This window comes from Pelomonas sp. Root1444, assembly GCF_001426885.1.
Taxonomy (GTDB): Bacteria; Pseudomonadota; Gammaproteobacteria; order Burkholderiales; family Burkholderiaceae_C; genus Pelomonas.
Genome location: NZ_LMFP01000001.1, coordinates 133,976 through 152,868, shown reverse-complemented (window position 1 = coordinate 152,868; position 18,893 = coordinate 133,976). Strand labels below are relative to the sequence as shown.

Here is an 18,893-nt window from a genome sequence, read left to right as displayed (position 1 = left end):
ATCGGGCACCCCCAGTGCCATTCCCCTTTTCACCATGCCCGTCGATCCTCAACTGCGCAACCTGGACATCGAGATCCCGACCCAGCCCGAGGTCCTGGTCAAGCTCTCGCTGCTGATGGCGGCCGAGGACATCGACCTGCAGGCCATGTCGGGGCTGGTCGAGACCGACATGGCACTCGCGGCAGCCGTCATGAAGGCGGTCAACTCCTCGCTCTACGGCCTGCGCGGCCGCGTGCAGACGGTGCACCAGGCGCTGACCTACCTGGGCATGCGCGAGGTCGCCGCCATCACCTTCGAGATGGGCCTGCGCGCCGCCTTCCCGGCCGCGGCCGAGCTGGAGTCCGTGTGGTCGCGCGCCTCGCAGCGCGGCCTGCTGATGGGCCGCATGGGCCAGATGCTGGGCGTGGACCCCTGGGCCGCGCATTCGGCCGGCCTGTTCGAGGAATGCGGCAAGGCGGTGCTGTACCGCCATGCGCCGACGCACTACCCGGCCATGTTGCGCGCCACGACGCTGGACTCCGAACTGGTGGAGCTGGAGCGGACGGCCTTCGGCGTCAGCCACGATGCGCTGGGCGCGGCGCTGTGCGAGAGCTGGGGCCTGGCGCCGGCGGCCGTGGCCAGCGTGCGCCACCACGTCGAGGTGCAAGCCACGCTGACCATGCCCGAGAACCTGGCCCGGCGCAGCGTCGCCGCCATTTCGGCCGTCGCCTGGGCCTTGCTGACCGCGCCCGAACAGCTGGACGAAGTGGCCAGCCAGATCGCCCCGCAGGCGCAGTTGGACGAGACGCTGGTGCTGCGCGCGGCGCGGCGCGTCAACGAGCAACTGCTGGCCGCCCAAGAGCACGGTCGCTGACTCGCACCGGATGAAACTGTGGGGCGGCGCCAAGGCCGCTCCAAGCCCGCCCGCGTTCAGCGCGGCGAGACCGGGCGAGCCTCCTCTCAAGCAGCCAGGCTGAGGCGGTCTCGTCCGGCGTGCTTGGCGATGTAGAGCGCCTCGTCGGCCGCCTGCAGCAGGGCTTGGGCGCTGAGGTAGGGGTGGGCCGGGCTGGCGGCCGCGAGGCCCACGCTGAGGGTCAGGCTGCCGACACCGTCGGGCAGGCGCAGCTCGCGCAGCTCGTCGCGCAGCGACTCCAGCACGCCCTGCGCCTCGGCCATGCCGAAGCCCGGCAGCAGCGCAACGAACTCCTCGCCGCCCAGGCGGGCAACGACGTCGGTGTCGCGCTTGAAGCGCTCGTTCAGCAGGGCCGCCACACGCTGCAGCGCCGCATCACCGGCCGCCGTGCCGTGCGCTAGGTTGAACTGCTTGAAATTGTCCAGGTCCAGCACCGCAACGGCCAGCAGCCCGCGCTGGCGCTGGGCCCGCTTGAACTCGCGGCGCAGCGTCTCGTCGAAGGCACGCGGGTTGGTGAGGCCGGTCAGTGCGTCGATGCGGGCGAGGCTCGCCAGCTCGCGCTGGTTGACTTCGAGCGCCGCATGGGCCTGTTCGAGCAGCGTGCGCTGCTGGGCCAGCTCGCGGCGCAGTTCGCGGGCGTCCTGGTCCTGCTGCCACAGCGAGCCGCGCGCCCGGCGCATCGCGTGGCCGATGCGGTCCAGTTCGAGAGCCAGCCCGGCAACCGGCGCGGCCTCCCCGGGGGTCAGCGGCACGGGGGCCGACTCCATCGCCTCGCAGCCGGCGGCGAGCTGGCGCAGCGGGCGCAGCAGCCACAGTTCGATGAGCAACAACTGGGCGGCGCTGAGCAGCAGCACCAGCCAGACCGCGTGGCCACCCCCGCTCCACTCGAAGGCGGCCACGATGGCAGCCGTCAGCAGCGGCACCGCGAGCGTCAGCCGCAGCCGCAATGACCCCAGCCGGCGCGGCATGGCGCGGTCCAGGGGTTCGGCGGCTGAATCGGTGTGCATCGGTGGCGCGGGGGGACGCCACAAATTGTCACGGTCTTGGTCCAACCGTGCGGGGCGAATGCGTCGGGGTTTGTCAGGGGGCCGCGGCGCGGCGTGCTCAGTACGGCACCTGATCCGACGGGTACTTCCAGAAGTCCTTGAGCAGGTAGCTCATCGGCAGGTTCAGCGCCGTGTTCTTCGGCGGAATGGGCTTCAGGAACCAGCGCTCATAGATCGCAACGGCCTCGTGGCTGGTGATGAGACGCTTCATTTCCTCGTCGACGAGCGCTTTCAGTTCCGGATCGTTCTTGGGCAGCACGATGGACAGCGGCTCGATGGTGAGGAACTTACCGACCACGCGGAACTTGGCCACGTCAGGCCGTGAGGCAACGATGCCGTACAGCAGCACGTCGTCCATGACGAAGCCATCGGCCTGGCCGGCGGCGAGCATCTCCATGGCCTTGGCATGGTCGGGGGCCTCGACGACATGGATGTGCAGCGCGCGCTCGTTGTTGGCCTGCGTGATGGACTTCAGCGGCGTCGTGCCCTTGGTGGACACCAGGGTCTTGCCCTCGAACTGCGCCAGCTCGGTGATGCCGCTGTCGGTGCGCACGAGATAGCGCGCGCCGGTGATGTAGTGCGGCACCGTGAACGCGACCTTCTCGCGACGGTCGGCGTTGTTGGTCGTCGAGCCGCATTCCAGGTCGATCTTGCCGTCCATCACCATCTGGATGCGGTTGGCCGGCGTGACGGGCACGAACTGCGGCGCCAGCGAGTTCATCTTCAGCTTCTTGCGCACGCCTTCGGCGATCTTCAGGCAGAGGTCCAGCGCATAGCCGACCGGCTTGCCGTCGGGCAGCACATAGCTGAACGGCACGGAGGACTCGCGGTGGCCGAGCACGATGTGGCCGCTGGACTGGATGCGGTCCAACGCCGGGCCGGCCTCGGCCGTGGTGTTGACGATGCCCAGGGCGAGGATGACCGACAGCGCTGCTTTCATGGCCGCGGATTGTTCTTTGCGGTCTTACCAAAGCTCCGGCAAAAAGTCACGAATCGGCGGCCTGTGCGGCGCCCAAGCTGTCAGCAACCGTACGGTTGCGCCCGGCGCGCTTGGCGTCGTAGAGCGCCCGGTCGGCCGCGTTCAGCAGCTCGGCGAAACTGGTCGCGCCGGCCGGCAGCATCGCCAGGCCGGCCGACAAAGTCGCGTTGACGGTGCCGCCCTCGGGCGTCACGAAAGGGGCGTCCTGCACCATCAGCCGGATGCGCTCCGCCACCTCGCAGGCACCGGCCAGGTCGGTGCGGGGCAGCAGCACGACGAACTCCTCGCCACCGTAGCGGGCGGCCAGGTCGCCGGTACGCAGCGAGCGCTGGATGAGGCCGCCCACCTGGCGCAGCACCTCGTCCCCGGTCGGGTGGCCGTGGCCGTCGTTGATGGCCTTGAAGTGGTCGATGTCCAGGAACAGGCAGGCCAGCGGGTAGCGATGGCGCACGGCCTGGCTGAATTCGATGAGGCTGCGGTGGTCGAAGTAGCGGCGGTTGTGCACGCCGGTCAGGCCGTCGGTCATGCCGGCGCGGCGCAGGCGCTCGCGGTTGAGCATGCTCTCGATGGCGATGGCCGCGATGGCCGCCAGGCGGTCCAGGAACTTGGTGCCCGACGCGGCGTCGTAGCGCTCCGGGTCGTGCGCGCCGAAATGCAGGCTGCCGATCAGCAGCCCCTGGCGGATCAGCGGCAGCAGTGCGGCGGAGCGCACCGGCGTGCCCTCGCCGAAGGCCTTGGCCAGCAAGGGCGCGTCCGCCGGGCCGACGAGACGGGTGCTGCGGGCAGCGCCGAACAAGTCCTTCAGCGGGCCGTGGTGATCCAGCAGCCGTGGCGCCTTGACCATGGGCAGCGCCGGCAGCGCACGGCGCAGCTCTTCCTCGGGGTCCAGCAGCCACAGCTCGGCGGCGTCCAGGCCGAAGTCGGCGCAGCAGTCGATCAGCAGCAGGTGCACCAGCTCCTCCATCGAACCGACCGCCATCAGCCGCCGCTCCAGCGCATCGAAGCGGTCCAGCTTGCGCTCGTTGGCCGTCGCGGCCTCTAGCAGCGACTGCAGCTGGCGGCGCAGCTCCTGGACTTGGGCTTGAGGGTCGGTCGGCGGGCTGCTCATGGCGGCGCGATTGTGGCGCTGTCGCCCGAAAGCCGGCGTGAAAAGCGGCGCGCCTGGCCGGTGACCGGGTCCGTGAACGCGATCTCGCGTGCGACGAGTTGCAGCGGCGCGTCGAAGCTCGGCGGGTTCTCGTGCGGCTGCAGCACCGGGTAGACGCGGTCGCCGACGATGGGCAGGCCCAGCGCGTTCATCTGGGCGCGCAACTGATGGCGCGCGCCCGTGTGCGGGCGCAGCTCGTAGCGCGCCAGGCCGCCGTCGAGCCGTTCGACGAGGTCGATGTGCGTCTCGGCATTGGGCTCGCCGCCGACCACCTGCATCTGCAGGAACTGCTCGGTATCCGGTTCGGCAAGGCGGTGCCGCACCACACGCGGCCACGGGCCGTCGCCGGCGGGCGCGATGGCGTCGTAGACCTTCTCGACGGCGCGGTCACGGAACAGCCGGTGGTAGGCATCGCGCTCGCCCGGGCGCACGCTGAAGACGACCAGGCCGGCCGTCTCGCGGTCCAGCCGGTGCACGGGAATGAGGTCGGCCAGGCCGGTGCTGTGGCGCAGGCGGGCCATCAGTGTCTGCCGGGCATAGATGCCGCTGGGCGTCACCGGCAGGAAGTGCGGCTTGTCGGCGACGAGCAGGTGCTCGTCCTGGAAGACGATGCGCTCCCGGAACGGCACGTCGGGCTCGGTGGCCAGGTAGCGCCAGTAGTAGACGCGCTGGCCGGCGCGGTACGGCGCATTGGCGACGGGGCGGCCGGCGTCGTCGACGACATCGCCGCCGGCGATGCGCTCGGGCCAGTCGAGCACGCGCGGCAGGCGCTCGGCCAGGAAGGCCGCAAGCGTCGCCCATGGCCCGGCGGCACAGAACACCGCACTCGCGGCCACGCCGTCGCGCAGCGGCAGGGTCGGCTTGGCAGGTCGGGCCACCTCAACTCCGACGGTGGAACGCGCCCGAGAGGCGTGCGAGGCGGGTCGCTGGCAAGGCGCGCCGACGCTGCGGGCTCCCGCCCGCAAGGAGAAGCAACGCCGCCAGCGGCCTGCAGCGCGTAGCGTTGGCGGTCGAAGCCATGCCCGTTGCAGTCCAGTTCTGGATCTCGAAACGCTCCAAGGCGTGCGTCATGGCAAGCGATCTACCGTCGGCGTTGAGGCACTACTCGATGCGCGGCCCGCCGCGGGCGCGCTCGTCCATGTAGGCGTTCAAGCGCTTCATGTCCTGCGGGCCGGCGCGGCTGCCGCGCCATTCGCGCACCCAAGCGTCGCGGTCCGGCCCGCGGGCCAGTGCGCGCACTGCGGCGTCGATGGCCTCGATGTGGCGGCGGCCCGTGGGCGTGCGGCTGCAGGACACGGTGGCCAGCGGCGTGCTCTGGCCCTCGGCCACCGGCAGCGCGACCAGCGCGTCAGCGTCGCCGATGCGGGCCAGGTGCTCCTTCACGACGGCCGGGTACTCCAGCGTGTAGTCCATGCGGCCGGCACGCAGCATGTCCAGCAGCTGGCTGCTGAGCTGCGCGCCCACGGCCAGGCGCGGCACCACCTGATTGGCCAGCAGTGCGTCGATCTGCGGGCCGAAGGCACGGTCACGCGCCAGCAGCAGCCGCAGGTCGGGTCGCTGGAGCAGCTCGGCCAGCACGAGGCGGCCGTCCTGCGGCCGGCCCTGCGACAGCGCGGCCAGCGCCTCGCGCCTCACGATGACGTGGATCTCGCGCGAAACCAGCGGCGGGTACAGGTGCGAGAAGTAGAGCCAGCCGGCCCGCGCCGGCGTGCGCACATGCAGCGTCGAGCACAGCGTCTCGCCGCTGCGGCTCAGCGCCTCGTAGCGCGCCGTGCTGGCCTCGACGAACTCATGCCGGAACCCGGGCATGCGCGCCAGCAGCACACGCATGAAGCCGTCCACCTCGCCACGGCCCAGCTCGGCAATGCTGCGCGGCGCATGACCCTGGTGGAAGCTGAAATGAGGCGGCACGTCCTGCGCTACCCAGCGGATGGTGTCGGCGTGTGCGGCCACTGTGGTCAGCAGTGCCAGCATCAATGCGCGCCGCATTCAGCGTTGCCGGTTTTCGGGCCGAGCGCCGGGCCGCTCCCAAGCCGGCCCGTCATGGCGATGTGCTTGCGGGCGAGACTGGACGAGGGGCACCACGTTCAGTCGCCTTCGACCCACTCGATGCGGGCGCCCAGCTCGCAGATGTGCTCGACGAAGTTCGGATGCGCACGGCGGATGGGCGTGGCATTGCGGATCACGCTCTTGCCGGAAACGCTGGCGGCCACCATCAGCAGTGCGATGGCGACGCGGATGATGTAGGGGCTCTCCACCTCGGCCGGGCTCAGCGGCTTGCCGCCGAAGGTGATCATGCGGTGCGGGTCGCTGAGGAACGCATGCGCGCCGAACTTGGCCAGCTCGCTGGTCCAGCCCATCGCGCCGTCATAGACCTTGTTCCAGAACATCACGCTGCCCTCGGCCTTGACGCCCAGCGCCACGAAGATGGGCAGCAGGTCCACCGGCACATAGGGCCAGGGCGCGGCCTCGACCTTCTGCAGGATGTTGCGCGTGAAGGGTTCCTTCACCTTCAGCGGGCCGTTCGTCACGCAGCGGCTCCAGCCGTCCTCGTGGACGATCTGCACGCCGAACTTCGCAAACGTGCGGTCCAGCAGCGGGAACATCTCCGGTGCGCCGTTCTTGACCTGCACATTGCCGCCGGTGATGGCGCCCAGGGCCAGGAAGGTGACGATCTCGTGGAAGTCCTCGGTGAAGGTGTAGTCGGCGCCGCCCAGCTCCTTGACGCCGGTGATCTTCAGCTTGGACGTGCCGTGGCCTTCGATCCGGGCGCCCAGCAGCGACATGAAGTTGCAGAACTCCTGCACATGCGGCTCGCTGGCGGCGTTGGTCAGCGTGGAGACGCCATCGGCCAGCGCCGCGCACAGCACGAAGTTCTCGGTCGTCGTGACGGAGGCGTAGTCCGTCCAGTGCGCGTTGGCATGCAGCGGGCGGTTCACGCGCAGCACCAGGCCGTCGGGCAGGCGCTCGACCTGGGCGCCGAAGCGCTCGAACACCTCCACGTGCGGGTCGATCTCGCGCGCGCCCAGCGTGCAGCCCTTGACGTCGTCCTCGATGCGCGCGGCGCCGAAGCGGGCCATCAGGCCGGGCACCAGCATGATGGACGAGCGCATCTCCTCGGGCAGGCGGTCGGTGGCCGGGTCGAAGTGCGTGTCCTTGTGATGGACATCGAGGATGCCGGTCTTGAAGTCCAGTTCGACCTGCGAGCCGAGCTTGCGGAAGACCTCGACGATCTTCTTCACGTCGGTGATCTCGGGCACGCCGCGCAGGCGCACCGGCTGCCGGGTCAGCAGCGTCGCGCACAGGATGGGCAGGACGGCGTTCTTGTTGGCCGAGGGGGTGATGCGGCCCGAGAGGGGCGTGCCGCCGTGGACGATCAGGTGGGACATAAATGCAGGGCTCGAAGCGAGGCGGCGATTGTCAGGCCTCCTCAAAGACATCATGTTTCAGGGTCCAGCCGGCGCGCCCGCGCCAGTCGCCAGGCATCGGCCGGGTCGGTGAAGACGTCCTCGGCCGTCGTGCCCGTCTCGCGGCCGGCGGCGTCGATGGCGATGCGCTTGTCGAAGACGTAGCACTCGCCTTGCCAGTCCTGCGCGGCGTCCGGAAACGTTTCGAGATAGTTCAGGATGCCGCCGTCGAGTTGCGCGACCTGCAGCCCTTGCGCCTGCATCCACGCCGCCGTCTTCTCGCAGCGGATGCCACCGGTGCAGTACATCGCGACCGTCCTGCCCTGCCATTCGGCGCGGTGCGCCTCGACGTAGGCCGGGAAGTCGCGGAAATGCGTCACGCCGGGGTCGATGGCGCCGCGGAAGCGGCCAAGCTTGAATTCGAACGTGTTGCGGTTGTCGAGCACGACGGTGCCGGGGTCGGCCAGCAGCTCGCGCCAGCGCTGCGGGCTCACGTGGGTGTCGGTGGCGTCGCCGTTCCCGCCCGATACGCCCGGCACGCCGAAGGCGACGATCTCGCGCTTGACCGAGACCTTGAAGCGGCTGAAGGGCCGGCGCTCGCAGGCGTTGTGCTTGAAGTGCAGGCCGGCCAGGCCGGGACGGGTCTGCAGCTCGGCTTCGAACGCCGCCACGGCGTCGGCTTCACCGGCTATGGCCGCGCTCAGGCCCTCCTCGGCCACCAGCACGACCCCGCCCAGCGCCAGCGCGGCGCCGCGCTCACGCAGCCACTCGGCGAAGCCCGTGGGGTCCGGCATCGGGGTAAAACGGTAGAAGGAGCTGTGGACGAGCGGCATGACGACGAATTGTCGACTCGTAAACTTCGCCCCATGCCAGATCGCTTCAAAGTCCTGCCCCAATACCTGATGCCCAAGCGGGCCATGACCCGCCTGGCCGGGCGCATTGCGAGCAAGCCGCGTGGGGCGATGACGACCGCGACGATCCGCCGCTTCGTCGCGCGCTATGGCGTCAACATGGCCGAGGCCGTCGAGCCCAACATCACGGCGTATGCGACCTTCAACGATTTCTTCACGCGCGCTTTGAAGCCCGACGCCAGGCCGCTGGCCGAGGCGCCGTTGATCTGCCCGGTGGACGGCGCGATCAGCCAGTTTGGTCGCATCCAGGGCCACCAGATCTTCCAGGCCAAAGGTCAGCAGTTCACGACGACGGCGCTGGTGGGCGGCGATGCGCAGCTGGCCGCCAGGTTCCAGGACGGCCTGTTCGCCAACCTCTACCTCAGCCCCAAGGACTACCACCGCATCCACATGCCCGCCGCCGGCCGGCTGCTGCGCATGGTGCATGTGCCTGGCGAGCTGTTCTCGGTGAACCCGACGACGGCGCGCGGGGTGCCAGGGCTGTTCGCGCGCAACGAGCGGGTGGTGTGCGTGTTCGAGAACGACACGCTGGGCACCTGGGTGCTGGTGCTCGTCGGCGCGACCATCGTCGGCAGCATGGCCACGGTCTGGCACGGCGTCATCAATCGCCGCGGCCCGGTGCGCGAATGGAACTACCAGGACCAGGACGTCCGCCTGGCCCAGGGCGACGAGATGGGCCGCTTCCTGCTGGGCTCCACCGTCGTCATGCTGTTCGAGAAGAGCGGCCTGCAGTTCAACCCGGCCTGGCAGCCCGGCGGCGCGATCCGCATGGGCGAGTGGATGGCGCGTTAGGGCTTGTTCACCACACCAGCGTGACGACGCCGCTGGCCGGCAGCTCGTAGCTGAAGCGCTGGCCGGGCGCCTGCACGGTGAAGCGGCGTGCCTCGCCAGCCGAGTTGCTGACGATGAGGGCGGTGCTGCCATCCGGGTTGGTGAAGGCCACATGGTCCAGGCCCTTCACATCGCCGCGGGAATCGACCCGGCGAGCGCCCTGGTGGACGAAGCGGCTGGCGTGGCCGAAGGCGTAGTACTCGATGTTGCGCGTGATCTGGCCGGTCTTGGGGTCGATGGTGACGACGCCACGGCAGTCCTTGCAGCCGCCCAGGTGCGGGCCGTGCTGCGGGTCCAGCGCCAGGTTCCACATCAGCACGCCACGCGCGCCGTGGCGGGTGCTGCCGATGATGAGGTTGCGCATCAGCCACGGCAGGGTCTCGGCCCATTGCGGCTTCCATTCGCCGCCGGAGCATTCGGTGAACCAGACATCCAGCTCGGGGAAGTGCTGCGCCACCTGCGACTGCGCGGACACGTCGCCCGCGTAGCAATGCCAGGCCACGCCCGACACGTACTTGCGCGCGGTCGCATCGGACAGCATGGACAGCGGGCTCCAGGGCTCGTCCCAGTTGTGGTCCCACTCCAGGATCTGCGTCTTCATGCCCTTGGCCTTCAACAGCGGGCCCAGGTGCCGGCCCACCACGTCGGCCCGCGTGCGCGGCGTCATGCGCATGCCGGGGTAGTCGCCGGGTTCGAAATGCGGCTCGTTCTGCAGCGTCAGCGCAAAGATGGGAATGCCTTCGGCGCCCATGGCCTCGACGTAGCGAACCATGTAGTTTGCGAATGCGCCGTAGAACTCCGGGCGCAGCTGGCCCTGGACGAGGCTGTCGGTGGTCTTCATCCAGCCCGGCGCGCTCCAGGGCGAAGCCATCACCTGCAGCTTGGGATTGAGTGCCAGCGCCTGCTTCGTCGCGGGGATGACGTCTTGGCGTTCGGGCGCCAGCGAGAAGTGCTTCAACTCGGGGTCGGTCTGCCCCGGCGGCATGTCGTCCAGGCTGTAGTGGCGGCGCGAGAAGTCGGAGGCGCCGATGGTCAACCGGGTCAGCTCGAAGCCGATGCCACCGTTCTCGCGCGTGAACAGCTCGCGCATCAGCGCATCGCGTTCCTTGTCCTTCAACCCGTTGCGAATCAGCCAGGCCGAGCCCTCGGTGATGGCGGCGCCGAAGCCGGCCATGCGCTGGTGCTGGCGACGGGGGTCGATGCGGATGACTGCGTCGGCCTTGGCCGGCGTGCCGACCGCGCTCGCGCTGAGCAGGTTCCGCTGATCGGCAGTCGTCAGGAAAGCCCGTACAGGATCGGCGTTAGCAATGCCGGCGAGCGCGGCCGTCAGCGCGAGGATGAGTGTTTTCATGGCGGTGGGGTCAGCTCAGGCGCTGTTCGCTGGCGGCGTCGAAGACGCTCAGCAGGGACTCGTCGATGTCGAAGGCCAGCACATCGCCGGCCGCGATGCGGCGGCCGTCGTGCACCAGCACGGAGAAGCCCTGCTCGCCCAGCGTCATCCAGATGACCTGATGGTTGCCCATGGGCTCGACGAGCTGGACGGTGGCGCGCCAGCGGCCGTCGGCCTGCAGGCGCACATGCTCGGGGCGCACGCCCAGCACGACATGCTGGCCCGGCTTCACGCGGCCGGCGGCGAGCCGCAGCGGCAGCACGCCTTCCAGCGACACGCCATCCGCGCCCACCTTGGCGGGCACGAGGTTGATGGCCGGCGAGCCCAGGAAGCCGGCGACGAACAGGTTGGCCGGCTGTTCGTAGACGTCGCTGGGCGTGCCGATCTGCTGGATGACGCCGCCCTTCATGACGACGATGCGCGAGGCCAGCGTCATCGCCTCGACCTGGTCGTGCGTCACGTAGACCATGGTGTTGCCCAGCGTCTGGTGCAGCAGCTTGAGCTCGCGGCGCAGTTCGGCGCGCAGCTTGGCATCGAGGTTGGACAGGGGCTCGTCGAACAGGAACACGCCGGCCTCCCGCACCAGCGCCCGGCCGATGGCCACGCGCTGACGCTGGCCGCCTGACAGCTGCGCGGGCTTGCGGTTCAGCAGCGGCGTCAGTTGCAGCATCTCGGCCGCGCGGTTCACGCGGCGGGCGATCTCCGCCTTGGGCACGCCGGCCACGCGCGGGCCGAAGGACATGTTGCGCTCCACCGTCATGGTCGGGTAGAGGGCATAGCTCTGGAACACCATGCCGATGCCGCGCTCGGACGGCTCGGCGTCGGTCATGTCCTGGCCGCCGATGTGGATGCTGCCGCCGCTGACGTCGATGAGGCCGGCAATGCTGTGCAGCAACGTCGACTTGCCGCAGCCGGACGGGCCCAGCAGCACGAGGAACTCGCCCTCGTGCACCTGCAGGTCGAGGTTCTTGATGACCTCGTTGTGGCCGAAGCGGATGCTCAAGCCCTGGATGTTCACACCGCTCATTTCACTGCCCCAGCGGCAATGCCGCGAACGAACCAACGACCCGAAATCAGGTAGACGAGAAGAGGCACGGCCGACGTCAGGATGGTCGCGGCCATGTTGAGGTTGTAGAGCCGCTCGCCGGTCGTCGTGTTGATGACGTTGTTGAGCTGCACCGTCATCGGCTGGTTCTCGCGGCCGGCGAAGGTCAGGCCGAGGATGTAGTCGTTCCACACGCCGGTGATCTGCATGATGGCCGCGACGATCAGCATGGGCGTGGACATCGGCAGCACCAGCTGCACGAAGATGCGCCAGAAGCCGCCGCCGTCCACCCGCGCCGCTTTGAACAGCTCGGCCGGCAGGCCCGCGTAGTAGTTGCGGAACAGCAGCGTCATGATGGGCATCGCGAACACCAGGTGCACGACCACGATGCCGGGCAGGCTGCTGTAGATGCCCACCGCCGCCTCCAGCTTGACGAGCGGATAGATCATCACCTGGATGGGAATGAAGGCGCCCAACATCAGGATGCCGAACAGCCATTCGCCGCCGCGGGGCTTCCACCACGACAGCGCGTAGCCGTTGATGGCGCCCAGCAGGATGGGCAGGATGACCGAGGGCACCGTGATGGCCACCGAGTTCCAGAAGCCGCCGCGTATGCCTTCGCAGCTGACGCCCGTGCAGGCCTCGCTCCAGGCGGCGCGCCAGGCGTCCAGCGACGCCGAGGAGGGCAGCGCAAAGATCTGGCCGAGGCGGATCTCCTCCATGCTCTTGAACGAGGTCGTCAGCATGACGTACAGCGGCAGCAGGAAGAACACGGCCGCGAACAGCAGGAAGGCGTAGATGCCGACGCGCGCCCACGTCTTGGTGGCTTTGCGCTTCATGCGTGGCCTCCCTTGGCCTTCTGGCGGCTGCGGGCGTAGGCCAGCGGCGCGATGAGCGCGAGCACGGTGATCAGCAGCACCACGGCGCCGGCCGAGGCCAGCGCCAGGTTGGCGCGGCCGAACAGGTGGTCCATGATGAACTTGGCCGGCACGTCGCTGGCGGTGCCGGGGCCGCCCTGCGTCATGGCGACGACGGTGTCGAACACCTTGACGACGCCGGTGGCCAGCAGCGTGAAGACGGTCGCGAGCGTCGGCGCCATCATCGGCAGCACGACCGACAGGTACACGCGCCAGGTCGGGATGCCGTCCAACCGCGCGGCCTTCCAGATCTCCTCGTCGATGCCGCGCAGCGCGGCCAGCATCAGCGCCATCACCAGCCCCGCCCCTTGCCAGGTGCCGGCGATGACGACCGTGTAGATGACCATGTCCTGGTCGACGATCCAGTCGAAGGTGAAGTCCTTCCAGCCGAGCTGCTGCATCGCGTTCTGCAGGCCGCTGTCGGGGTTGAGCACCCACTGCCAGACCAGGCCGGTGGCGACGAAGGACATCGCATACGGGTACAGGAAGGCCGTGCGCAACGCGCCCTCGCCGCGCACCTTCTGGTCGATGAAGACCGCCAGCAGGAAGCCGATCAGCATCGCCGCGACGATGTAGAGCACGCCGTAGACGGCCAGGTTGTGGATGGCGTGCTGCCAGCGGTCGTTGTCGAGCAGGCGCTCGAACTGCTGCAGGCCGACGAAGTCGTCCTTGGGGAAGGTGCGCGAGCTGGACACCGAGGTGCGCAGCGTCCACAGCACCGTGCCGACATAGCCGACGAGGACGATGACGGCCAGCGGCAGCAGCGCGCCCCAGGCCGCGAGAGAACGGCGGCGCATGTCAGGACTTCAAGGCGTTGACGATGTCCTTCTGGACCTTCTCGACCGGGATGTTGCGGTTCCAGTAGCTGGTCAGCACATCCTGCAGCGCGCCGTTCTGGTCGGGCGTCATGTAGATCTCGCCGTTGCCGAGCTGGCGCGACTTGTCCTTCATCGCCGCGACGCCGATCTGCGCGCACAGGTCCATCTGGCTCGCATCGACGTCGGTGCGGATGGGGATGGAGCCCTTCTTCATGCTGAAGGCCACCTGCGTGGCCGGCTGGGTGATGACGCTGGCCAGCAGCTGCTGGGCCTTGACCTGGTCGGGCTTGCTGGTCTTGGGGAAGACCATCACGTCGCCCTGCACGATATAGGGCGCCCTGGGGCCGAAGCCGGGCGCGCAGCCGTAGTCCTTGCCGGCCTCCTGCCGGGCCTGGGCGAACTCGCCCTTGGCCCAGTCGCCCATGATCTGCACGCCGGCGCGGCCGCTGATCAGCATGGCGGTGGCGTCGTTCCAGTTGCGGCCGGGCGAGCCCTTGTCGGTGTAGCCCTGCAGCTTCTTGAAGGCCAGCAGCACCTTCTTGAAGTCCTCGCTCATGATGGCCTTGGGGTCGCGGTCGCGGAAGATCTTCAGGTACAGGTCGCGGCCGCCGTAATGGGCCAGCGTGGCGGTGAAGACGATGCCGTCCTGCCAGGGCTGGCCGCCGTGGGCCAGCGGCACGAGGCCGGCGGCCTTGAGCTTGTCCAGCGCGGCGAAGAGTTCGTCGAAGCTCTTGGGCTCCTCGGCGATGCCGGCCTTCTTGAAGGCGGCCTTGGAGAACCAGAACCACGACATGTTGTGGATGCTGACCGGCGCGGCGTAGTAGTGGCCGTTGACGCGGATGGCGCTCAGCACGGTCTCGGGCAGGAACTTGTCCCAGCCATCGCGCTTGGCGACCTCGTCGACGTTGTTCAGCAGGCCCTGGTCGACGATGTCGCGGAACTGCTGCGTGGTGTTGAACTGCGCGGCCGTCGGCGGGTTGCCGCCGGCGATGCGGTTGATGGCAACCGAGCGGGCCTGCTCGCCCAGCGCGATGGCCGTGTCCACCCACACACCGCCCTGGGCCTTGTAGGCCTCGGCCAGCGTCTTGGCGGCGGCGGATTCACCGCCCGAGGTCCACCAGTGAATGACCTCCGCCTTCAGCGGCTGGGCGGTGGCAGGAAGGGCCGCCGCAGTGAGCAGGGCGGCGGCCAGGGCGTGGCGAGCGAACTTCATCTTGTCTCCGGATCTTGTTGGGGCGGCGAGGCGGAGTGTCTCCTGCCCAGGCGCGGCCCGCTCTGAGGGTCGACCCTGTAATAATTCATTTAGAAACTCGCTGTACCCAGCTATACCAGCGTCGTTTCCGTTAATCATTCGTTCAGGAATCGGCCGTACCACAGGCCGCTGTCCTTCAGCGTGCGCCGTTGGGTGGCGTAGTCGACATGGGCCAGGCCGAAGCGGCGCAGGTAGCCCTCGGCCCATTCGAAGTTGTCCAGCAGGCTCCAGGCGAAGTAGCCCTTCACGGGCACGCCGGCGTCCAGTGCCCGCTTGAGCGCCGCGAGGTGGCGTTGCAGATAGCTCAGGCGCTCGGCATCGTGCACGCGGCCGTCGGGCGTCGGCACGTCCTCGAAGGTGGAGCCGTTCTCGGTCAGCTGGATGACCGCGGGGTGGTAGTCACGCTGGATGCGGGTCAGGAGGTCCACCAGGCCCTGCGGCGAGACCTCCCAGCCGAAGCCGGTGCGCTCGACGCCTTCTTTCTCCACCAGGCTGGCGCGCATCGGCCCGTCGGCGGGATCGTGACGGACCGTCTCCGGGAAGTAGTAGTTCACGCCGAGGAAGTCGGTCGCCGCGGCGATGGTGTCCAGGTCGCCGGCTTCGACGCGCGGCGCGGCGTCGCCGAGCAGCGCCAGCGTGTCCGCCGGATAGCCGCGGCCGAACAGCGGGTCGAGGAACCAGCGGTTGCGCAGGCCGTCATGGCGCAGCACGGCCGCCAGGTCCTCGGCACTGCCGGATGCCGCGGTGATGGGGTGCAGGCTGAGCGTGATGCCGACCTGGGCGCCGGCCGAGTTCTTGCGGATCACGGGAATAGCCTGGCCGTGCGACAGCAGCACGTGGTGGCAGGCCTGGATCGCGTCGGCCAGGCTCTTGCCACCGGGGGCGTGGACGCCTTCCCAGTAGCTCATCATGCAGGAGCACCAGGGCTCGTTGTGCGTGATCCAGTGCTTGACGCGGCCACCCAGGCGGCGCGTGACGAGGTCGGTGTAGTCGAGGAAGGCGCCGACGGTGTCGCGCGAGAGCCAGCCGCCCTGCTCCTGCAGCGCTTGCGGCAGGTCCCAGTGGTAGAGCGTGGCCCAGGGCTCCAGGCCGCGTTCCAGCATGCCGTCCACCAGCCGGTCGTAGAAGGCCAGGCCGGCTTCGTTCACCGCGCCGCGCCCCTGGGGAAGGATGCGCGGCCAGGCAATGGAGAAGCGGTAGGCATTCACGCCCAGCTGCTTCGCCATGTCCAGGTCCTGCGGCCACCGGTGGTAGTGGTCGCAGGCCACCAGGGCGTTGGAGCCGTCGCGGATGCGGCCGGGCTCGCTGCAGAAGCGGTCCCAGATGGACTCGCCCTTGCCGTCCTCGCGGCCGGCGCCTTCGATCTGGAAGGACGAGGTGGACACGCCCCAACGGAAGTCGGCGGGGAAGTCTTTGCGCGTCGGGGCGTTGTGGGCACTCATGAAAATGGGGTCAGGTTCAGAATTTATAGGTGCCGCCGAGCAGGAACTGGCGCCCGTAGGACGTGTAGCGCTCGGGCAGCGTGGCGTTGGGGTCGCTGGAGCCGGTGGAGATGCCGACGCGGGTGCGGTACGGCCGGTCGCGCAGGTTGTTGACCTGCAGCGTCAGCGACAGGCCTTTGAACGCGCCGGTCTCGAAGGCATAGCCGATCTGCGCATCGAGGATGGTCTCGGCCGCGATCATGCTCGGCACGTTCTCGCCGAAGGTGCCGCGCACCGTCGTCACGAAGGCCGAGCGGTGGCGGCTGCCCAGGCGCGCCGAAATTCCGTGGCGCTCGTAGTAGACGGTGAAGTTGGTCGCGATGCCCGACAGGCCGTCCAGCGGCTTGGCTGGGTTGTTCTCCTCGTGCATGGAGCTGCGCGTGTTGGAGTAGCTCAGCGCCACGCCGATGCCATCCAGCGCCGGGCTGATCAGGCCACCGTCCAGCGAGCCGCTCAGCTCGGTGCCGGCGATCATGCCGCCGCTGCCGTTGGCCTGCGTGTTCAGCGTGCCGATGTTGCTGTAGGGCGTGTAGGGCGTGGGGTTGGGGAAGCCGGTGAAATCGAAGTCGATGGCGCGGCCGTAGACGAAGTTCTTGATGTGCTTGTGGAAGGCCGCCGCCGCCACGTAGCTCCGCTTGCTGAAGTAATGCTCGATGGACAGGTCCACCGCGTCGGCGCGCCAGGGCTCCAGCTTGGCGTTGCCGCCGTTGGCCGACCACAGGTGCGGCTCGGTCGTGCTGACGCCGATGCCGGAGAAGCCGGCGCGCATGTCCTCCATGTTGGGCCGCGCCAGCACCTTGGCCAGGCCGAAGCGCAGGATGGTGTCGGGCGCCAGGTCGGCCGCGAGGTTGATGCTGGGCAGCACGTCGGTGTAGCTGGTGCCGCCGGTGGTGGGCTCGGTGGCTTTCGCGGTGTCGTTCCACAGCAGGCCGTTGCTCCACTGCTTGGCATGCACCACGCGCAGGCCCAGCGTGCCGTGGATGGGCAGGCCCCAGTCGAACTCCAGGCCCAGCTTGCCGTACAGCGCGGTGACCTTCTCGTGCACCGACCAGATGCGGCCCGGCGCCTCGTTGCTGGCGGCCGGGGCGACGTCGTACAGGCCCAGCGCGCTGGGCACATCGAAGTTCACCATGCGGATGTTGCTGCCCGCAAACGTCAGGTCGGTCGGCGTGCGCAGCAGGCTGGTGGGGACGAGCACCGGCGCGCGGTTGTTCTTGAGGTTGTAGTAGACCTCCGTGCGGTTCATGTGCTTGTCGCGCTCGGAGTAGTCCACGCCCGTCTCGACGCTGCTGACCCAGCTGTCGAACGTGCGGCCGGCCGACAGCTTGAGCGCCTTGATCTCGTCGCGCACCTTGGGGAACTGGCTGCGGCCGTCGCGGCCCCAGCCGGGCGGGTCGGTCAGGTAGACGTTGGCGCCGGCGAAGTCGAAGGCCGGTGCGAACGTGGAGCGGCCGTCGCCGGTGGCGATGTTGACCTGGCCCAGGCTGACCGGCGCGTTGGCGCCCGCCGCCAGTTCCGCGTTCTGCTCGTCGCGCTTGGCCTTGGACCAGCTCAGGTCGCCCACCAGCTTCCAGTCCGCCAGCTTCAGTTCGTTGTTCCAGCCGATGGCGCGGATGTCGTCCTGGCGCTTGTTGAAGGTCGTCAGCGCAACCGGCTTGGTGCCGTTGACGATGCCGCTGGTGACGATCTTGTCGCCGTTGACGACGGTGGTCTGCGCGTTGCTCCAGCTCGCACCCGACCAGACGGACATGTCGGACATCACCGTGCGGCGCGCCTCGGTCTGGTCGAACTTGGAGTAGTAGAGATCGAGCGTGCTGTGCAGGCCGTTGCCGGGCTTGTACTCCAGCACCGCCATCAGCCCGTCGCGCTTCTGGCGCGACGACGCCGCGCCCAGCTCGAAGCCCTGCAGCGCCACCGAATCCGTCGGCGTGCCGGGCAGCGGCGAGCCCCAGTTGTTGGTGTTGGCCCACCACCAGCTCTTGTAGTGCTTCTCCTGGTTGGGCGAATCCAGGTGGGCGAAGCCGATGGCCGCACCCCAGCTGCGGTCGGCCGACTGCGTGACCCATGAGGCGCTGAGGCGGTTGCCGTTGCCCGAGATCTCCGGATTCAGCGAGCCGTTGGAATTGCGCTCGATGCGCGCGCCGACGACGGCCTGCGGCGCGGCGAAGTCCAGCGGGCGCAGCGTCTTCATGTTGACGGTGCCCGACAGGCCCTGCGCCGACAGGCTGGCATCGGGCGTCTTGTAGACCGTCGCCGCGTTGATCAGCTCCGACGGGAACTGGTCGTACTCCACCGAGCGGTTGTCGCCCGTGCTGACGATCTCCCGGCCGTTCAGCAGCGTCACGCCGTAGCGCGGCGCCATGCCGCGGATGCTGATGACGGAGGAGCGCCCCGCCACGCGCTGCGCGGTGAGGCCCGGCAGGCGAGAGATGGCGTCGGCGATGGACACGTCGGGCAGCTTGCCGATGTCCTCTGCCGAGATGGCCTCGACGATGGCGTCGGCATTGCGCTTGGTGCTGATCGACGACTCCAGGCTGGCGCGGAAGCCGCTGACGGTCACGGTGTCCAGCTTCTGCGCGTCGGCCGCCGAGGCGGCCGGGGCCGGCGCCGCCTGGGCCAGCGCCAGCAGCGGCGCGCTCAGCAGGCCGGCGCAGACGGCGGCGACGGGGTTCAGACGCAGGCGCGGCGTGAAGGCACGCTCCTCGGCGCGCAAGGGATGGCGGGTCATGGTGGTCTCCTGGTTCTGTCTTGTTCGCTGCCTGGACCGGTCTTTCCGA

The 18,893-nt window shown here is 69.0% G+C and carries 16 protein-coding genes; 2 read left to right on the top strand and 14 right to left on the bottom strand.

What is annotated here, in order from left to right; all coding sequences use genetic code 11:
- The first annotated feature begins 34 nt into the window (after positions 1-34).
- Positions 35-853, top strand: coding sequence for an HDOD domain-containing protein (locus ASD35_RS00530; protein WP_056872953.1), 819 nt, complete (start codon positions 35-37; stop codon positions 851-853).
- Positions 854-939: 86 nt separating this feature from the next.
- Here ASD35_RS00530 and ASD35_RS00525 read toward each other — a convergent pair whose 3' ends face one another.
- From ASD35_RS00525 to ASD35_RS00495, 7 genes are all read right to left on the bottom strand, one after another.
- A complete protein-coding gene (locus ASD35_RS00525; RefSeq protein WP_056872952.1) occupies positions 940-1,899 on the bottom strand; it encodes a GGDEF domain-containing protein in 960 nt (319 codons plus the stop codon).
- Positions 1,900-1,996: 97 nt separating this feature from the next.
- Positions 1,997-2,878 (bottom strand): amino acid ABC transporter substrate-binding protein, encoded by an 882-nt coding sequence (locus ASD35_RS00520; protein WP_056872951.1) that lies wholly within the window; start codon positions 2,876-2,878, stop codon positions 1,997-1,999.
- Positions 2,879-2,924: 46 nt separating this feature from the next.
- A complete protein-coding gene (locus tag ASD35_RS00515) occupies positions 2,925-4,025 on the bottom strand; it encodes a diguanylate cyclase (protein ID WP_056872950.1) in 1,101 nt (366 codons plus the stop codon).
- Complete coding sequence (locus tag ASD35_RS00510; protein ID WP_056872949.1) at positions 4,022-4,942, bottom strand: pseudouridine synthase; 921 nt, start codon at positions 4,940-4,942, stop codon at positions 4,022-4,024. The genes ASD35_RS00515 and ASD35_RS00510 overlap by 4 nt, the downstream gene beginning before the upstream one ends.
- Positions 4,943-5,165: 223 nt before the next feature.
- On the bottom strand, positions 5,166-6,038 hold the full coding sequence (locus tag ASD35_RS00505; protein ID WP_056872948.1) for a hypothetical protein: 873 nt from the start codon (positions 6,036-6,038) through the stop codon (positions 5,166-5,168).
- Between the two features lie 113 nt (positions 6,039-6,151).
- Entirely contained in the window at positions 6,152-7,453 is a 1,302-nt protein-coding gene (locus ASD35_RS00500) for a UDP-N-acetylglucosamine 1-carboxyvinyltransferase (RefSeq protein WP_056872947.1), read from the bottom strand.
- A gap of 50 nt (positions 7,454-7,503) precedes the next feature.
- The gene (locus ASD35_RS00495; RefSeq protein WP_162254402.1) at positions 7,504-8,304 is read right to left on the bottom strand and encodes a rhodanese domain-containing protein; all 801 of its coding nucleotides are present in this window, start codon (positions 8,302-8,304) and stop codon (positions 7,504-7,506) included.
- 33 nt (positions 8,305-8,337) lie between these two features.
- Here ASD35_RS00495 and asd point away from each other — a divergent pair, with 33 nt between their 5' ends.
- On the top strand, positions 8,338-9,174 hold the full coding sequence (gene asd, locus ASD35_RS00490) for an archaetidylserine decarboxylase (protein WP_056872946.1): 837 nt from the start codon (positions 8,338-8,340) through the stop codon (positions 9,172-9,174).
- Between the two features lie 7 nt (positions 9,175-9,181).
- Here asd and ASD35_RS00485 read toward each other — a convergent pair whose 3' ends face one another.
- From ASD35_RS00485 to ASD35_RS00455, 7 genes are all read right to left on the bottom strand, one after another.
- Complete coding sequence (locus ASD35_RS00485; protein ID WP_056872945.1) at positions 9,182-10,564, bottom strand: glycoside hydrolase family 30 beta sandwich domain-containing protein; 1,383 nt, start codon at positions 10,562-10,564, stop codon at positions 9,182-9,184.
- Between the two features lie 10 nt (positions 10,565-10,574).
- On the bottom strand, positions 10,575-11,630 hold the full coding sequence (locus tag ASD35_RS00480) for an ABC transporter ATP-binding protein (protein ID WP_056872944.1): 1,056 nt from the start codon (positions 11,628-11,630) through the stop codon (positions 10,575-10,577).
- A complete protein-coding gene (locus ASD35_RS00475; RefSeq protein WP_056872943.1) occupies positions 11,627-12,487 on the bottom strand; it encodes a carbohydrate ABC transporter permease in 861 nt (286 codons plus the stop codon). Before ASD35_RS00475 ends, ASD35_RS00480 begins: the two co-directional genes overlap by 4 nt.
- On the bottom strand, positions 12,484-13,362 hold the full coding sequence (locus ASD35_RS00470) for a carbohydrate ABC transporter permease (RefSeq protein WP_056872942.1): 879 nt from the start codon (positions 13,360-13,362) through the stop codon (positions 12,484-12,486). Before ASD35_RS00470 ends, ASD35_RS00475 begins: the two co-directional genes overlap by 4 nt.
- Before the next feature lies 1 nt (position 13,363).
- Positions 13,364-14,596 carry an ABC transporter substrate-binding protein gene (locus ASD35_RS00465; protein ID WP_056872941.1) on the bottom strand — a complete coding sequence of 411 codons (1,233 nt, stop codon included), beginning with the start codon at positions 14,594-14,596 and terminating at the stop codon, positions 13,364-13,366.
- A 134-nt stretch (positions 14,597-14,730) separates the two neighbouring features.
- Complete coding sequence (locus ASD35_RS00460; RefSeq protein WP_056872940.1) at positions 14,731-16,077, bottom strand: GH1 family beta-glucosidase; 1,347 nt, start codon at positions 16,075-16,077, stop codon at positions 14,731-14,733.
- Positions 16,078-16,093: 16 nt separating this feature from the next.
- On the bottom strand, positions 16,094-18,844 hold the full coding sequence (locus tag ASD35_RS00455; protein WP_082579790.1) for a TonB-dependent receptor: 2,751 nt from the start codon (positions 18,842-18,844) through the stop codon (positions 16,094-16,096).
- Between the last annotated feature and the right edge of the window lie 49 nt (positions 18,845-18,893).

Excerpts from the sequence above, each read along its gene's own strand:
- ASD35_RS00530 (WP_056872953.1), top strand. The coding sequence starts at position 35 with ATGCCCGTCGATCCTCAACTGCGCAACCTGGACATCGAGATCCCGACC.
- ASD35_RS00525 (WP_056872952.1), bottom strand. The coding sequence starts at position 1,899 with ATGCACACCGATTCAGCCGCCGAACCCCTGGACCGCGCCATGCCGCGC.
- ASD35_RS00520 (WP_056872951.1), bottom strand. The coding sequence starts at position 2,878 with ATGAAAGCAGCGCTGTCGGTCATCCTCGCCCTGGGCATCGTCAACACC.
- ASD35_RS00515 (WP_056872950.1), bottom strand. The coding sequence starts at position 4,025 with ATGAGCAGCCCGCCGACCGACCCTCAAGCCCAAGTCCAGGAGCTGCGC.
- ASD35_RS00505 (WP_056872948.1), bottom strand. The coding sequence starts at position 6,038 with ATGCTGGCACTGCTGACCACAGTGGCCGCACACGCCGACACCATCCGC.
- ASD35_RS00500 (WP_056872947.1), bottom strand. The coding sequence starts at position 7,453 with ATGTCCCACCTGATCGTCCACGGCGGCACGCCCCTCTCGGGCCGCATC.
- ASD35_RS00495 (WP_162254402.1), bottom strand. The coding sequence starts at position 8,304 with ATGCCGCTCGTCCACAGCTCCTTCTACCGTTTTACCCCGATGCCGGAC.
- asd (WP_056872946.1), top strand. The coding sequence starts at position 8,338 with ATGCCAGATCGCTTCAAAGTCCTGCCCCAATACCTGATGCCCAAGCGG.
- ASD35_RS00485 (WP_056872945.1), bottom strand. The coding sequence starts at position 10,564 with ATGAAAACACTCATCCTCGCGCTGACGGCCGCGCTCGCCGGCATTGCT.
- ASD35_RS00480 (WP_056872944.1), bottom strand. The coding sequence starts at position 11,630 with ATGAGCGGTGTGAACATCCAGGGCTTGAGCATCCGCTTCGGCCACAAC.
- ASD35_RS00475 (WP_056872943.1), bottom strand. The coding sequence starts at position 12,487 with ATGAAGCGCAAAGCCACCAAGACGTGGGCGCGCGTCGGCATCTACGCC.
- ASD35_RS00470 (WP_056872942.1), bottom strand. The coding sequence starts at position 13,362 with ATGCGCCGCCGTTCTCTCGCGGCCTGGGGCGCGCTGCTGCCGCTGGCC.
- ASD35_RS00465 (WP_056872941.1), bottom strand. The coding sequence starts at position 14,596 with ATGAAGTTCGCTCGCCACGCCCTGGCCGCCGCCCTGCTCACTGCGGCG.
- ASD35_RS00460 (WP_056872940.1), bottom strand. The coding sequence starts at position 16,077 with ATGAGTGCCCACAACGCCCCGACGCGCAAAGACTTCCCCGCCGACTTC.
- ASD35_RS00455 (WP_082579790.1), bottom strand. The coding sequence starts at position 18,844 with ATGACCCGCCATCCCTTGCGCGCCGAGGAGCGTGCCTTCACGCCGCGC.